This window comes from Flavobacterium phycosphaerae (assembly GCF_010119235.1).
In the GTDB taxonomy this organism is placed as follows: Bacteria; Bacteroidota; Bacteroidia; order Flavobacteriales; family Flavobacteriaceae; genus Flavobacterium; species Flavobacterium phycosphaerae.
In genome coordinates this window covers 2,548,573-2,563,739 of sequence record NZ_JAAATZ010000001.1, presented here as the reverse complement: position 1 = coordinate 2,563,739, position 15,167 = coordinate 2,548,573, and the positions used below count along the sequence as shown (strand labels likewise).

Here is a 15,167-nt window from a genome sequence, read left to right as displayed (position 1 = left end):
TATAAAAAAAGACACTTATTATTGTTTTTGACTCTTCAAAAAATACATAGCTAATGACATTAATTTCCAATATAGTTCACAATGATTTTATCATTATTGCAAGTGATAAAAGAAGGACTATAACACTTCCTGAAAATAAACTCGAATCGGTGGACGATGAAAATAAATTGTTATTGGGTGTAAACTATGCTTTAGGGGTTCAAGGAACGTTAAAAACAAAAAAAGAAAAATACCTTGAAAAAATAAGAGCTTTTGTAAAAGAGCATCCTAACGCAAATCCGCCGGAGTTTATCCAAGAAATTTTAGGATTATTTCCAAACATAAATGAAGATGAATTTGTTACAGATTTAAACCTTACTTTTTCAGGCTTCTATGAGGACGCTTTATTTTCTTATTACATCAATGCAATCAATTTTGATGTAATTAATAATTCCGAGAGCGACAAAGATGGTATAAGAGCAAATAATGAAAATGACCGCTTAATGGAGGAAAGTATTCTACTCAGAACCTTACTAATTCATATTAAAAGCTATCTCAGAGCCAATGGTATTTACCAAGGTATTAAAACTCCCAATTTATTAGAATTTGACCGCAATGTATTAGTCCAATCACTTGATTTTGCATACAGCAAATTTCATGACAATGATTTGCGTTATTTTACAATTGGAGGTAAAATGGAGTACTGCGTATTTTCAAAACAAACCATAATTGAAACTAACCTATGAATTACAACCAAGAAAAGTTTCCTAATGATTTTACACAGTTAATTGAGAAATGTGACAGAGTAATTGAAAATATTAACAAACACTTTTCTAATCCAAATTGTCTATCTGTAAAAGAACTGTACCAGACCGAAAAAGGTCATAAACAAAAGGATTTCCTAACTAAACTTCAAGTAACTTGTAATTCCAAACTAGGCAAAAAAAGCAATAAACTAGACGAACTAAAAGGACTTTATGTATTTGGTGAATTACAAGAAAATAATAAAATAGTTCCAATTTATGTAGGTATTTCTCGAACAGTATTTAGAAGATTATATCAACATGCTTGGGGTACTAAACACAATGAAACTAGTTTTTCATATTTAAAAGCAAAACATTTTTCAGGACATAAAGGTTTACGAAATGAATTACCACCTGAATTATTAAAAATTCAACAGGTGAAAATTAAAGATTACAGAGTAATTGTAATTCCGGAAGAACTAGACTATGATTTGTATTTCATGGAAGTTTATATTGCCGGTAAATTGAAGACAAAATGGAATAGTTTTAAAACTCATTAAACTATGTTTTACGAAGATTATAATAGTGCTCAAAAACAATATGCTAACGGAATTTATCAAATCAAGCAGGATACTTACAATCCTAAAGTTGATATTCAAAATGAACCGGCTTTGCACATGAATAAAGTGTCACTTTCTTTTCGCTTTACATTTTCAAAAGAAGGCAATCTACTTGAGAAGATTGAAGAAAGTTCAAAAGGTAAAAGCAAATTACAGTTTTTCTATAATAACTCCAATCAGTTAATAAGAATACTAAAATCTGAACTGAATACAAACAAACTTCTTGGGGAAACTACAATATCATATAATGGTAATAACAAAGTTGAGTTAGAAACTTATACTGAATATGAGCCATTTAATAGTATCAAAATTGAACAACAAAAACACAATTATTACGAAAACAAAGAAACGATAAGATATACAAGTGATTCTGATCTTTTTGAAAATGGTACTTATACAGTTTGTTACGACGATAAAAATAGAATTATTGAGGAAAAGTTAGAACGAGATAGCGATGGTATTGTCTATTGGAATAAATTCGAATTTGACGAAAAAAAAAAAATACAATTAAAACTTTTGATATCAATGAAAATACAGGTAAAACTGAATTATGTTACCTTGAAACTGTAAATGAAAGAAACCTTGAAATTAGTTGTGAATGTTTTGAAGATAATGGTTGGAAAAAACAATTTCACCATGAATATGACAAAAATGGAAATTGGATTCAAATGCATTCCTATATTGACGATATATTACAGTACCACATTATACGTGAAATAACCTATTATAATTAGGGCTAGCAGGCATTTGTGGATAACAATTTTACTTTGTTACATACAAACCTATTTTGTTTCATACCCCTCTGACCGTTACTAACTTGCATGAAAATTACATGCACGATGGAAACAACAATTTTACCTCTCGAAGAAATTCAGCTTACCCTGGATTCAATTAACAAAAGACTCAATCCATGTACCGTTTTTGTATTTGGTTATAGGAATAATTCATCTATTACTTCTAATATTCTTCAATCTCAATTAGAAAGAAACACGGCCATTCACCATTTTGATATTTTAATCATTTCGGACAAGGCATACCCGGGTGGATCTACTGATATTGCTAATTTAATAGCTGAACGTTCAGGGAAAATTATTTCAGTATCGCTACTAATCCATAAACCAACTGATTTAGCATCAAATCAATTAAACCAACAATTGTTTTTTGATAAAGTCTTTAGAAAAGGTCAGCGTTTGTATATAGATAAATCGGCTCCTCCTTTTATAAAATCTAATGGAATACTTTATCGCGATATAAATATAGACCGTGATTACTGGCTTAAATGTTCTGCTGTAGCTGATTTTTATTTACAATCAGTTTCCATTACTCAAAATCCGGAAATTGTACTATGTAGTATAGCCAATCTTCACATAGCTATAGAACAAATAGTTCTTGGATTAATCCGTGTTTTTATGGGATATATGCCCAATGAGTATAGTTTAAAATATCTTCTTCTTTTATGTGGCCATTTTACAACACTGCCATCTGAAATCTTTTCGCAACAATCTGAATTGGCAACAAAAAGATATAAAATGTTGTGTGCTCCACCATCAATGCTAAGGCATTGGTATAGGCTAAATGCAGAGTTAGAGGATTATTTATGGATTCTTAATGCCTGCCAAAATTTCTACAAACAAGCTAATACTATAGCACTTCAAGAACTAGAACGAATAGATAACACAAAAACTATTATACCATGACAACAAAATTCTCAACACTGCCGCCAGAGCTGCGTGACTTAGCAGCTAAGTACTTCGTTCTTTTGGAATCTCAAAATGTTAAAAAGAAACGTGACACTATTCAATTAAACCTCTCCGGCTATTCCGATGTAATGTTTCTTATTGCCGATATCGTTAAAGTTTCCATTTTAGCATTAGAAGCTGGTGACCACGGTGGTTCAGCACATATACCGGAACCATCAACAAATATAGCGGGTGTCTTGGGTGTTATTTTAGACTTGATACCTTATGAAGAAGCTGATTTATTAGATTACATAAGAGAATCAATATTACAACCGGTGGAAGCAAGTTCAATCGCATCGGATTTTATCGAGGAAAACATTTATCTATCTCTTCCTTCACAGTTAGCAAACTGCTAATAGCAATTTAAAATCTAAACATATGAAAGCTGAATTTGAAAAACTCCTTAAAAATTCTGACTGGTTGTTGAATTCCATGAAGCAACATCCCAAGCGAGACGATATCTGGCAAATTACGATTAACTTTTCAAGTTATTCGTCGCTATATGCGACAGTTTCAGACCTAATGAAATTATGTTGTGTAGCTTGGCAAACAGAAGAACCCTATATTTCAGATACTGTAGGTAATCCTAATATTGATTTTGCAAACATCATAGAACTTGCATTACAGTTAATGCCCAAAGGTGAATCAGAATTTCTCGATGAAGTACATAGAATTAAATTAAACGTTGATGATAAACCGGAACCTATACCTGAATATAACTACAGTACAACTACTATTCTCCAATCCTCAGCTTAGTATTCTTTATTATGAGCGAATGGCTCGGGCAATACGAGGCTTCCATTTTCCTGCTGTCCGTTCTACTTCGTGCCACTTCCATCAGGGCTATTTAAAATGCAGTAGGCTTATTTGACTACTGCATTTCATTTTTTAGTTAATATCTACTTACATGTATTTTAAAACCATTTATTCATTTAAATGGTTTTATTTTGAACTAACTTGTTAATAATTAATCATAAATCAATATTCATATCTACTCAAATTGCAATATTTTTAATCTTAACATTTGTTTGAATAAGTTGTGTAAACTTGAGTATATTTACTAGTTATGCGATATTATCAGAACTCCCTAATAAATAAGAAGAATGGATTATAAAGACTTTAAAAAATTTGTATACGCAACAACATTTGAATCTGCATTTAAACTTGGAGAAATTGCTCTCGAAAACAAAGATTTTGAAGGAGCTATTTTGAATTTTACTCAAGCTTTAGAATTTAATCCTAATTCTTTAGAAGCAAATGCACATAAACTGTTATGCCTATTTGCTTTAAATAGATTTGAAGCTTGTATTCCTATTGGCGAAAAACTAATTCTTATTGAACCTGACAAGGAGCGGAACTATGTAACATTAGCTAACTGTTATATGGAACTTAAAGAATATGATAAAGCAGAAAATTATTTTACAAAAGCTATTAGCATCGACCCGAAAAACTATATGAATTTCACTCAACGTGGTGAATCAAGATTACGCAATGGAAAATATCATGAAGCTTTTTTGATTTTTCAAAGTGTATAGAAATAGAACCAAAAATGATTCCAGTGTATAATTTTAGAGCTAAAACAAGAGGATTGCTCAAAGATTATAAAGGAGCAATCGAAGATTATTTAATTGTTTTAAGTGATAAACCAGATCATGGACAAGCTTTATATGAAATTGGCATTACTTACCTTTATGACGACCAAATGGAAAAAGGAGAAAACGCACTTAGAAAAGCTGAAAAACTTGGAATTCAAAAAGCTACAGAAGTATTAAATAGTAAAAAAGAATAACATAGCATAACAGCCGTTTGGCGTAATAGCTGGTTTGTCTTTCTTGGAAAATACTCTAGACATAAGCATTTCTTATCACATTTTTCTTTAACTTGCCGCTACTACGCCAAGCGGCGGCACGTTAGCAGCTAGTTTTTCAAACCTTTAAATATGAACTCAATACAAGCAATAGAAGAAGGCTCATTTCAGTTGCCAAAATCCTACGACAAACCCATTACATTTTTAAGTTTTATAGAGAAATCTTTTAAAGAATATTTAGAGATTTTAGAAAATATTGATGAAGGTACAATTGTCGATAAACTGAAAATTATTAAGCCAAAAATTCATACTTTATGCGATGAACTACTAGAATCTTATAGACAATTATACCTAGGCTACGTTTCTAAATCTTATTCTCATTTTGACAAAGGCATGCAACAAATAGAGAAGTATTTAGTAAGTGAATTTGACGCCAGTCATCCTTTAGGTGAAAACAGGCTTTTATTTAGAGGTAGAAAAAGTGAAAAAGAAGTCGATAGAGATGGAATGTTTCATCTACCGTTTGAATTAAGACATAAAGCAACTACACAAAGATTTAGTATACCAGGATTACCCTGCCTTTACCTTGCTAATTCTTCATATGTCTGTTGGGAAGAATTAGATAGACCTGATTTTAATGACTTTTATCTTTCAAGATTTGAAATAAAGGATTTTATGAAATTAAATGCTTTAGATATTTCTTTAACACCGAAAAGCTTGGCTACTCTCATCAATAAAACAAGTGAAATTATGGAAGAAGGAATTGATGGTTGGGATTCTATGATACTTGATTATATTATCAAATGGCCTTTGATTTTTTGTTGTAGTATCAAAGTTCTAAATACTGACGCAACTTTCAAACCCGAATATATAATACCTCAGTATTTATTAGATTGGGTTCGACAAAATAAAAGATTGAATGCTATTAAATATTTTTCCGTAAAGGCTCATTTAAATCAAGATGCTGATTATTCCAAATTCATTAATATTGTTTTTCCTGTTCAAGAAATAAAAGACACCGGATATTGTTCACATCTGTCGAGCAGCTTTGCTTACACAAATCCGAAACGCTTTGCTGACATTGACACAACAAGTGAAATCAGTCAAGAAGGTTTTGAAAATTACATTATGAATTTCAGACCTGAAACTTCTATTTTATTAAGTGAGTTGAAAGGTTTTGAAGAAGGATACACAAAAAGTCATTTTGGGCGATTTGAAATTAATGTGTGCTCTGATGTGGCCCTGCAATAAGCCAGCTGATAATAGCCATTTCACGCAATTGCAAGTTTTGTGGTAAGTTCACATTTACGTTTCGCAATAATTTTTATCTTTAACAGAGAATAATCCGTTCCGAACTTCGCAACTACATGCAGCGGGGAAACAGTTATGGACAATTGTAAAAAAGATTACGCTCAATCAAGAAACAATGGATGAATTTCAATATCGAATAACAAGAACTCAAAAGAATGAAATAGCTCAAAACCTAATTGATATTTTACAGAAAGATACTGCCATTTTAGACTCTACCGTAATATTCATTTGTAATTGGGTTCGTACTGGTCCAGATGGAAAAAGAAAAGCTTTTTTCGATGTCTGGGATATTGTTTTAAAGAATTATCTACCAACAACAAGACCTATTTTATTTCGCACGTGTGGAAGAATTAATAAGAATGGTAAAATAGCAAGTTTTACTGGACGACTAGAATGTGTACGAAGAATGAGTAAAGGTAGTGGCTTTTTAATTATTTGTGACACTAGGGAAACTCTTGAATATGATGAATGTTTTCGTAATTTGGGTAGTTATAAACGAACATTTTTCCCTCTTGTTAATGTTTTGATCAAAGCAAGGGATTCTGGAGGAAGCGGTTTTTCTGAAAGATTCTTGGATGAATTTATTGGCGAAGATGAATATATAATGAGAATAAATCTGGATTATTCTTCCAGTTTTAAATGTATGAAAAATGTTTGATAAAACATAAGTCAACTGCCTATAACAGCCTGTACGCAATTGCGGATTTTGTTGTGAGTTCACTTTTACAATTCGCAGGTAATTTTATCTTAGTGGTATAAAAATAGTTGCTTAGTACGTAGCCTTCCACAATGTCGGAACGTTATAAATTCCTTTGCCACTTCTTCCCAACGCTCCTAAAAAAATTACCGTCACAGTTATTGATGCAATAACACGTACACTGCGTGACTTGCGCCGGTAATTTTTTCTCCAAAGCTTAGTTACATAATGTGGCGTTATAGTTCATAAAGAAACTCCCTGCATCTGTAGAACCCAAATCATGAACTATAACAACATTATGTAAAAAAGCCGCGCACCCAACGCTCTCGTCGGCGGTTCAGCGGCAACTTTTTTAATAGCTCCCATCGCATCACCCAGCTATTAAAAAAACCACCACTTCACCGCCGCCATAAACAACGTTTACCTTTTCAATAGAAGCATTCCGGTTATCTCAATTTCTATTAACTTTCTCTTTAACTGTCTTTATCAGCTAAACGCTTAAATCGGTAGTGTTTGCATTGCTTTTATGAGTGCCTTCCCTAATACTTTACAACTATACCGCTGAATACTGGCTACTGATTACTGAACACTAATTCCGGCACCCATAAAACCAAAACCAAGCAAGAGTATCATTGCTTTATTTGCTCATAACAACAGTATACATTGCTTTCACGATAGCAGATGCAACACCGTTACAAATCACATTTGTTCTGGCAACAGTATTCTGCAAACTGTACATTATTTCATGGCATCAGCTATCCATAAAAGCAATCACAAATTACCCGGTTAGCAAATAAAAAATGATACACTTGCCAGAACACCTGCGGAATAAAATAGGAAGTATTTGCATTGCTTTTATAAGTGCCTTCCTGATTATTTTACAACAAACCTTCTGAACACTGACACCAGTGCACTAAACACTATCTCCGGCACCCATAAAACCAAACCAAAGAAAGAGTATAAAATCCGTTCCGGAATTTTATACCCTTTCCGACGCGACCGCTATTCGAGTGCACCAAGATTATCTAACAATAAGTGGATTTGGAAATCAAAATAAAAAAAAATAAAAAAGAGAGCAAAGATAAGTTCCGGGTATTCAAAAAAGCAAGTTCAAGCCCTTCGGGTTTTGAAAAAAATCTCCACCCATACCATTCCATAAAACATTTTTTTTAGCTCGATGCCTAGCGTTCTGTAGAACTTATCGGGTAGTATTTTTTTCAAAAAACTTGCTTTTTTTGAAACCCTCCACTTGGACGACCGGCTTTCTTTTTTTCTCTTTTTTCTTTTGAAAAATTTTGTGTGCGAAGCATAGCGGAGCACTAGACTTTAAAGCCGAAGCCATGACGAATTTCATCATCAAATCCCACCGTATAGGCACTTGTTATGCAAGTCCTCATATTTTTATTCTTAACAAAGGGCTGAACAGCGGTAAGCCTAATAAAGAGGCATATACAAACAGTTTTGCAATAATCTTCCAAAATGAAGAGGATTGTGAAAACTTCTATTTTGTTGCTTTCAGTCTATGGCAAACAAGATTTTGGCATAAATATCTAACCGGTTCAGTAATTCCGTTTTTAAGGCTACAGGATTTTAAAAAAGAATTCAATCCAAGAGCCAAAGCAATGATAGAAGAACACGAGCAACATGTTAAGCATGTAGCAGCTTTAAAGCTTCTGGAACAAAAAGAAAAGCAATTCCAAGAAAATATAAACCTTATTAATGAAATGCGAAGAGTAATTCTTTACCGCTATTGCAAATAATCAACTAAAAGCAAATACTATGACACTTTTCATCCTTTACCAAACGGATATTTGGAAATCGAAAGCCTCACGCGTTTTCTTTGGCGTTTTTGACTGTCGAAAAAAAGCAACAGACTGCGCAAAATATCATGGACTTGTTACCAATACTTCTGCAGTAGTAGTCGAAGAAGTAATTCTGAACTTGTGTGAGGAATGCCAATAAAAAAAGCCTGGTCTAAGGACTAGGCTTTCATCTTGTTTAACCCAAAGGTCACCACAACTAAGGTTAAACTATTCTTTGTGCTTCTTTAAAATTCTCTTTAGTACTAACGACACTATAAAACTGACTACAGCGCCTAATCCGGCCAAAACAACTGTTTTAAGAACATCCGCAGAGTGTATATTTGGCACTATGCTTAAAAATGTTCCTCCGGCAGTACCAATCAGAGTTGAATTATTTGTTGTCATTCTGAACATCTTGAGGATGGTCCTCTTTTGTGGTCAGCTGACTCACTGCAGAGAGAACTCCACCGGCTACTGCTACATAACCACCAACAGTAACTACTGCCACTGGTAAGGATATTGGTGCAGTTAAAATCGTACCGCCAACCGCTGCCAACACTAATCCAATATTTCGAAGCACTTTAAAAAATTTCGGTGTGGGTGATTTTGCTCTTTTAATTACATTCATATCAAATGGAATTAAGATTTAACAATTAACTCGACACTTTCCTTTCGTTTTAAAGATTTATAAACCATGTCCTTTAAACTTTTAAAAGCTTTTCGAGACATTAACCCTAAACCTGGTCCGGAAAGTTTCGTTACAGGAGCAATACAGCCATTCAATTCCTTTTGTGCATTATTCGCAGGATGAAACAAAATCAAGCTTCTATTTTCAACACCTAAGATTTCCAAATGCCAACCAAATTTGCCACTGTACCGCTTTTTAATAAAATATTTCCCCTCCGGAATACAGGAAACTCTCCTCACATTTTTCTTCCAAGGCAATTCAATTGTATTACAAATCTTCTTGCCCTCACATTCGAGTTTCCCATTGGTTCCTTCGGGGAAATAAGTTCTGGTCAATTCAAGAACCATTACACACCGCTATCAACTTTCACGATAGAAAGCGGATTGAATGCACCATTTTTCAATGGATACATTTGCCCGTTGATTTCCTGATAGAATTCAACACCCAAAGCCAAAAACAATGGCTTAGTGCTTGCAGCTGTTACAGCGTTGGTTTGGCTGATAACTGCTGTTGCAGTGGCATCCCATGGCAAAATTGCTGTTTCAGAAGTTGCAACCACATACGTTTCAGCTTCAAAATCCACTTCGGCACCGGCAGAAATGATTTTAAAATGAGTGGTTCCACTCGGTGCTGCAAGCATATTTGATGGTACAAATGATGCTAAATCAACTGTGATTTCACCTGATACGCGGTCAATAGCTCCAACAAATGGAGCATACAAACTAGTACCCAGTTTACCTCTGATATTGAATTCAAAACCGAACAGTAGTTCAGCTTCTCCATCAATTACATTTCGTAATCCTCTGTCGCTAACCGTGTCAGCTTGGATTACTTTTACCATGGCTTGCGTCAATCGGCTTACCATTCTGCCATCGGCAGAATTTAGCAACAATGGGCGCAGCGCTGTTCTCAAAAGTTTACCGGCTTTTCCGGCTCTCCCGAACTCCGAACCATTCTCTCTGGTTCGCTGAAAAGCAGGATCGCTGTCGATTCTGCTTTTCTCAATTCCGCCTTTTTCACGAACTAAATGTCCATCTGCGGAAGTCTTGTAAAAGGTCATACCTCCGATAGTACCTTTTAACTTAATTATGCCTGTCTGTCTAGCCATAATTTCTACATTTTACGATTAATACTCCTTTTCATTTTCACTCCTCATTTCGATTATCGTTGCAACATAATTTCGACTGATTCAAGAACAAAATTTAGACAAACGCAGCACATATAAAAGCTTACCCCATACCAGAAATACCAATGCGACAAAATTGTCAGCATTCGACAAAATTGTCACCTAATACAAGCAATAAAAGCCAGTAATTTGCCTTTGTCGAAGCAATTACAATTTTTATTAACTTTAGTCAGTTCTTAGAAATGATTACTAGCACTTTGAAGACAGTCAAAGCCTAGTTAAAGGTATGGTTAGAGTATGAAAGCGATGAAAAGGCGTATATGCATCACCACAAACGACGTAGAGCTCGTTACAGGTCAAAGCTACCGCCAAAGTCTTAGATTATTGCATGAGATAGCAAAGAGCCATAATAAAGCCCTAAAGTTTGTCACAATTGAAGAATTCTGTAATCATACAGGATTGAATATTGAACAAGTTGAAAAAGCGATATTTGGATGATTATGCAAATGCTGAAAGTGGAGAAATATTAGTCTCCCGACTCTTTAACCACTTTAAAAACCACTTCATTTTTTAGTGTAGTTTTGCCCGAAATGTTTTGAATTTCAATAGGGATTTTGTAAATTTACAATTCACAAATTAATGCAATCTACTAGGATTAATTAATAGGGGATAAATTCGGTTACCCGGATTATATTAAATTTACAAAGCTACTGTTTACACCATATTGAGAGGTAAGTTACAAACCCTCTTTCTCCGCTGACCGAAAGGTAAATTGAAGCAAAACGCTGTAAAACTTATGTTTTACGGCGTTTTTTGCTTTGTAGCTGTATCAAAGAAGTTCATTAAATGGTATCGTATCAGTGACCTATTTAGTGACCTATTTATTTCAACGTAAATGGGTCACTGAAATTCGCTGAACGACCTGACTAACAACCTGTTCAAATAGTGTACATCTTGTGTCAGGTGTGATTGATAGATAATTTTATAAATCTAAAATGACATCATTATGAACAAAACTTTCAGCCTTCTTTTTCTACTCAAAAAGAACAAACAAAAAGCCAACGGAACTGTGCCTCTTTATGCACGAATCACAATCGATGGTATTCCAAAAGAAATCTCATGCAAAAGAAGTATTCCACCGGAACTTTGGGATAATAAATTGCAAAGACTAATTGGTAGAACCCAAGAAGTAAAATCTATGAATAGCTATCTTAAAACCTTTGAACAGGAGATTTATGATGCACATCACATGGCCATGAAAGATAAAAAGCCTGTTACGGCTGCGGTTGTCAAATCAAAAGTAACAGGTACTGATCAAGCTAAGTATATGATAGTTCCTATTTTCAAAGAACACAATAGAAAAATGTGGGCTTTAGTCCCTGATGAATTCGCTAAAGGAACTGCGGAGCGCTATGATACTTCATTAAAGCATACAGAAAGTTTTATACAATGGAAGTATAAAGCGACTGACATGAACATTGCCGATATAGATTACGAATTTGTAACTGAATATGAGTTTTACTTGAAATCAGAAAAAGATTGCTGCCACAACACGGCAGTAAAGTATGTGAAGAATTTTCAGAAGATAATCAATATTTGTCTTAAAAATGAATGGATAGTCAGAGACCCATTTCTCAAGTATGAGGCTAAAGTAAAGGAAGTCGAAAGAGATTATTTGACACTTGTTGAACTTAGAACTATCTACAAGAAAAATTTTGTATCAGAACGTCTTAAATTGGTTAGGGATATTTTTGTTTTCAGCTGCTATACAGGTCTTGCATATATTGACGTAAAACAACTTTCTCCCGAAAATATTTCTTTAGGGATTGATGGTATAATATGGATTTTTAAAAACAGACAGAAAACTGATGGACCATCTAATATTCCCTTACTGCCAATTGCAAAAGAAATTCTTGACCGATATTCAAACAGTCCTAAATGTCTTAATGAAAATCGTGTTTTACCAATATTAAGTAATCAAAAAATGAACAGTTACTTAAAAGAAATAGCTGATGTTTGTGGCATTAATAAAGACCTAACATTTCATGCGGCTAGACATACTTTTGCAACAACAGTTACACTTAGTAATGGCGTGCCAATTGAAAGTGTTAGCAAAATGCTTGGTCACAAAAACTTGAAAAGTACACAAATCTATGCTCGTGTACTTGATATTAAAGTAAGTGCAGATATGATAGTTTTAAGGGATACGCTAAAAGATATTATGCAGTCTGAAGATGGTAAAGTTTTATTAAGCTATACAGGTTAATTGTAAAAAGTATTACTCAATAAGTAAAAAGCATTGCAAGTAAACTGCAATGCTTTTTGTTTGTAAAATAACCAAAAAATATAGTATTTAATTCCCGAATCACACACTATACTTCTTGATTCAGAAATACACATTACATAGCTTTGTCCTCACTTCCCATATCCCTTCCGATACTTCTTCAATTACATATACCGATGGACAAGCAACAAAACCAGGAACGAATAAAATCCATTTACCGTATGCTATTAGAAATAGCTTATGGTAATCTAAACTATCGAATGGTAGTAGAAGGTCTTGATGAGCAATTTGATGAACTGGCAAACATGCTCAACCAAGTAGCAGAGAAATTGCAGGAAATTGGATATTCTAGTCCATACAAGAATACTAAAATTGATTTAGGTGCAACAAACGATACCACAGTCCTCATGGTTCAAAAAGTCCTCGATTACATTCAAAATCATTTAGAAGAACCACTACCATCTACAAAGAGGCTATCAAAAATGTTCGGCACAAACGAATTCACTTTAAAAGAAAACTTTCGAAGACTATTAAAAACCAGTATTTACCAATTCTATAATGAGGAAAGACTTAAAAAGGCCCATACATTAATAGAAAAAACCAGAATTCCTTTAAAAGAAATTGCTTTACTAAGTGGTTTTACTGATTATACCAACTTCTACAAAGCATTCAAAAAAAAATTCAATTATCCTCCAAGCGAACTCAAGCGCGAGAATACTGATTTGTAATCTTATTCCGTTTTTTACTTGTAAATATTCCCGAATTGAAATAACATAAATATTTCATTTATAGAATTTTACAGTATTAAAAGCATTGCAAATGAAAAATTCGGTCACCATTAAAAAGTATTGCATCGACATTGTTGGCTACTTGTTTATTATCCTTTTCACCTATGCAGCCTTCAGCAAATTATCCGATTACGAAAGCTTTACCATTCAACTAGGGCAGTCTCCATTACTAAGTGCATTTGCCGGCTGGGTTTCTTGGTTTATTCCTGCTTTTGAAATTAGTATTGCAATTTTACTAATGTTTAATCGCACACAATTCTTTGCCTTGGTAGCCTCTTTTGGGTTAATGATGATGTTCTCGGCTTACATATATATCATATTACATTACAGTGAATTTGTTCCTTGTTCCTGCGGCGGAATACTGGAAAAAATGACATGGAACCAACACCTACTTTTCAACTTAGTCTTTTGCTTTCTTGCCGCAGTAGCAATCATTTTTTCGTTAGAACAATTACCACTACAAAACAAAATTTGGAAAACAAGATATAAACTAATCGTCCTACTCACAACAAGTATTTTCTCGGTTGGTATAGTTCTCTTTCTCTTCCTAAAATCAGAGCAAATCATCCATCAGGAAAACAATTTTGTCCGCAGATATCCGCCGCATCTTTACAGTAAATCAGGGCAATTAACCTTACCATACAACGGATATTATTTTGCAGGGATGACTAATGGCATTCTTTACTTAGGAAACTATGCTGCACCACTTTCAATAGTAGCCATCAGTAGTGATTTGAAGCTAGTAGGTAATTATAAAATTGAACTCAATACCTACAAACTACCATTCCGGTCAGCGCAAGTTAGGATAATCGATTCTAGTTTTTACCTAACAGACGGTACCGTACCCTGTATCTTCAAAGGCGACATATCAAACTGGCAAGCAAAACAACTTCTTGATAGTAAAACATTCTTCTCTTCCTTTGAACCCATCGATTCCACCTCAGCAATCTTTCGCGGTAAAAGCCTAAAAACAGGACAAAGTATACTAGGAACCATGACCTTTTCAAATAATAAAACAAGGGTAATCTATGGTGAAGGGCTTTTGCAAAAACAAATAGACGGCATCTTCGATTGTGACGGAATACTGCGCTACAATCCACAAATTCAAAAACTCATCTACAGCTACTATTACCGCAATCAATTTATTGTGGCCGATAAAACAGTAAAACTTTCCTATCGCGGAAACACCATTGATACGACAACTACGGCTAAGATTAAAATCGCCACTTTAAGTAACGGCGACAGAAAGATGGCAGTACCTCCACTGATGGTTAATAAGCTCAGCAGCACTTCAGGCAATCAACTGTTTGTGAATTCCAACCTTCGGGGACGTTATGAATCACTTAACCTCTGGAAACAAACCTCTGTGATTGATGTATACAACCTCAACACCAAAACTTACGAGTATAGCTTTTATGTCTATAATCTTAACGATAAAAAGCCACAAACTATGTGGGCCACAAAAGGCAAAGTGTACTTCCTGTTTAATAACACTCTGGTAGCCTATCAACTCGATACATCGGCAAGGCGATAAATAATATAGCATCAGGAATAAGATCGAACACCTGTAGAAAAAAGTAGAT

At 34.1% G+C, this 15,167-nt stretch carries 19 protein-coding genes; 15 read left to right on the top strand and 4 right to left on the bottom strand.

All coding sequences use genetic code 11. The annotated features are described in order from the left end of the window. Positions 1-53 precede the first annotated feature (53 nt). From GUU89_RS11445 to GUU89_RS11390, 12 genes are all read left to right on the top strand, one after another. On the top strand, positions 54-725 hold the full coding sequence (locus tag GUU89_RS11445) for a hypothetical protein (RefSeq protein ID WP_162128041.1): 672 nt from the start codon (positions 54-56) through the stop codon (positions 723-725). After that, a complete protein-coding gene (locus GUU89_RS11440) occupies positions 722-1,282 on the top strand; it encodes a hypothetical protein (protein WP_162128040.1) in 561 nt (186 codons plus the stop codon). The genes GUU89_RS11445 and GUU89_RS11440 overlap by 4 nt, the downstream gene beginning before the upstream one ends. Positions 1,283-1,285: 3 nt before the next feature. Beyond that, positions 1,286-1,912, top strand: coding sequence for a hypothetical protein (locus GUU89_RS11435; RefSeq protein WP_162128039.1), 627 nt, complete (start codon positions 1,286-1,288; stop codon positions 1,910-1,912). A 269-nt stretch (positions 1,913-2,181) separates the two neighbouring features. Beyond that, positions 2,182-3,039, top strand: a complete 858-nt coding sequence (locus tag GUU89_RS11430; RefSeq protein ID WP_162128038.1) for a hypothetical protein — start codon at positions 2,182-2,184, stop codon at positions 3,037-3,039. Beyond that, positions 3,036-3,437, top strand: a complete 402-nt coding sequence (locus tag GUU89_RS11425) for a hypothetical protein (RefSeq protein WP_162128037.1) — start codon at positions 3,036-3,038, stop codon at positions 3,435-3,437. Before GUU89_RS11430 ends, GUU89_RS11425 begins: the two co-directional genes overlap by 4 nt. 22 nt (positions 3,438-3,459) lie before the next feature. Continuing rightward, complete coding sequence (locus GUU89_RS11420; RefSeq protein ID WP_162128036.1) at positions 3,460-3,837, top strand: hypothetical protein; 378 nt, start codon at positions 3,460-3,462, stop codon at positions 3,835-3,837. A 347-nt stretch (positions 3,838-4,184) separates the two neighbouring features. After that, entirely contained in the window at positions 4,185-4,616 is a 432-nt protein-coding gene (locus GUU89_RS11415) for a tetratricopeptide repeat protein (RefSeq protein WP_162128035.1), read from the top strand. A 14-nt stretch (positions 4,617-4,630) separates the two neighbouring features. Continuing rightward, positions 4,631-4,870, top strand: coding sequence for a tetratricopeptide repeat protein (locus GUU89_RS11410; protein WP_162128034.1), 240 nt, complete (start codon positions 4,631-4,633; stop codon positions 4,868-4,870). A gap of 150 nt (positions 4,871-5,020) precedes the next feature. Then, complete coding sequence (locus GUU89_RS11405) at positions 5,021-6,139, top strand: hypothetical protein (protein WP_162128033.1); 1,119 nt, start codon at positions 5,021-5,023, stop codon at positions 6,137-6,139. Between the two features lie 175 nt (positions 6,140-6,314). Beyond that, positions 6,315-6,857 (top strand): hypothetical protein, encoded by a 543-nt coding sequence (locus GUU89_RS11400; RefSeq protein WP_202924451.1) that lies wholly within the window; start codon positions 6,315-6,317, stop codon positions 6,855-6,857. 1,379 nt (positions 6,858-8,236) lie between these two features. Further along, on the top strand, positions 8,237-8,656 hold the full coding sequence (locus GUU89_RS11395) for a DUF6943 family protein (protein WP_162128032.1): 420 nt from the start codon (positions 8,237-8,239) through the stop codon (positions 8,654-8,656). Positions 8,657-8,675: 19 nt separating this feature from the next. Continuing rightward, positions 8,676-8,858 (top strand): hypothetical protein, encoded by a 183-nt coding sequence (locus GUU89_RS11390; protein ID WP_162128031.1) that lies wholly within the window; start codon positions 8,676-8,678, stop codon positions 8,856-8,858. A 68-nt stretch (positions 8,859-8,926) separates the two neighbouring features. Here GUU89_RS11390 and GUU89_RS14800 read toward each other — a convergent pair whose 3' ends face one another. From GUU89_RS14800 to GUU89_RS11375, 4 genes are read right to left on the bottom strand one after another with little or no spacing between them, the layout of a single operon-like run. Next, positions 8,927-9,103 (bottom strand): hypothetical protein, encoded by a 177-nt coding sequence (locus GUU89_RS14800; protein WP_202924450.1) that lies wholly within the window; start codon positions 9,101-9,103, stop codon positions 8,927-8,929. Further along, a complete protein-coding gene (locus GUU89_RS11385) occupies positions 9,090-9,278 on the bottom strand; it encodes a hypothetical protein (protein WP_162128711.1) in 189 nt (62 codons plus the stop codon). The genes GUU89_RS14800 and GUU89_RS11385 overlap by 14 nt, the downstream gene beginning before the upstream one ends. A gap of 59 nt (positions 9,279-9,337) precedes the next feature. Beyond that, positions 9,338-9,733: a DUF5675 family protein gene (locus tag GUU89_RS11380; RefSeq protein WP_162128029.1), complete on the bottom strand. Its 396-nt coding sequence runs from the start codon at positions 9,731-9,733 to the stop codon at positions 9,338-9,340. Beyond that, positions 9,733-10,494 carry a hypothetical protein gene (locus GUU89_RS11375; RefSeq protein ID WP_162128028.1) on the bottom strand — a complete coding sequence of 254 codons (762 nt, stop codon included), beginning with the start codon at positions 10,492-10,494 and terminating at the stop codon, positions 9,733-9,735. The genes GUU89_RS11380 and GUU89_RS11375 overlap by 1 nt, the downstream gene beginning before the upstream one ends. Before the next feature lie 1,024 nt (positions 10,495-11,518). Between GUU89_RS11375 and GUU89_RS11370 the strand changes: the two genes are divergently transcribed. The 3 genes from GUU89_RS11370 to GUU89_RS11360 all read left to right on the top strand — a co-directional run bounded on the left by GUU89_RS11370 (position 11,519) and on the right by GUU89_RS11360 (position 15,118). Then, the gene (locus GUU89_RS11370) at positions 11,519-12,778 is read left to right on the top strand and encodes a site-specific integrase (protein WP_162128027.1); all 1,260 of its coding nucleotides are present in this window, start codon (positions 11,519-11,521) and stop codon (positions 12,776-12,778) included. 194 nt (positions 12,779-12,972) lie between these two features. After that, entirely contained in the window at positions 12,973-13,524 is a 552-nt protein-coding gene (locus GUU89_RS11365; protein WP_162128026.1) for a helix-turn-helix domain-containing protein, read from the top strand. 91 nt (positions 13,525-13,615) lie between these two features. Further along, on the top strand, positions 13,616-15,118 hold the full coding sequence (locus GUU89_RS11360) for a MauE/DoxX family redox-associated membrane protein (RefSeq protein WP_162128025.1): 1,503 nt from the start codon (positions 13,616-13,618) through the stop codon (positions 15,116-15,118). Positions 15,119-15,167: the final 49 nt, after the last annotated feature.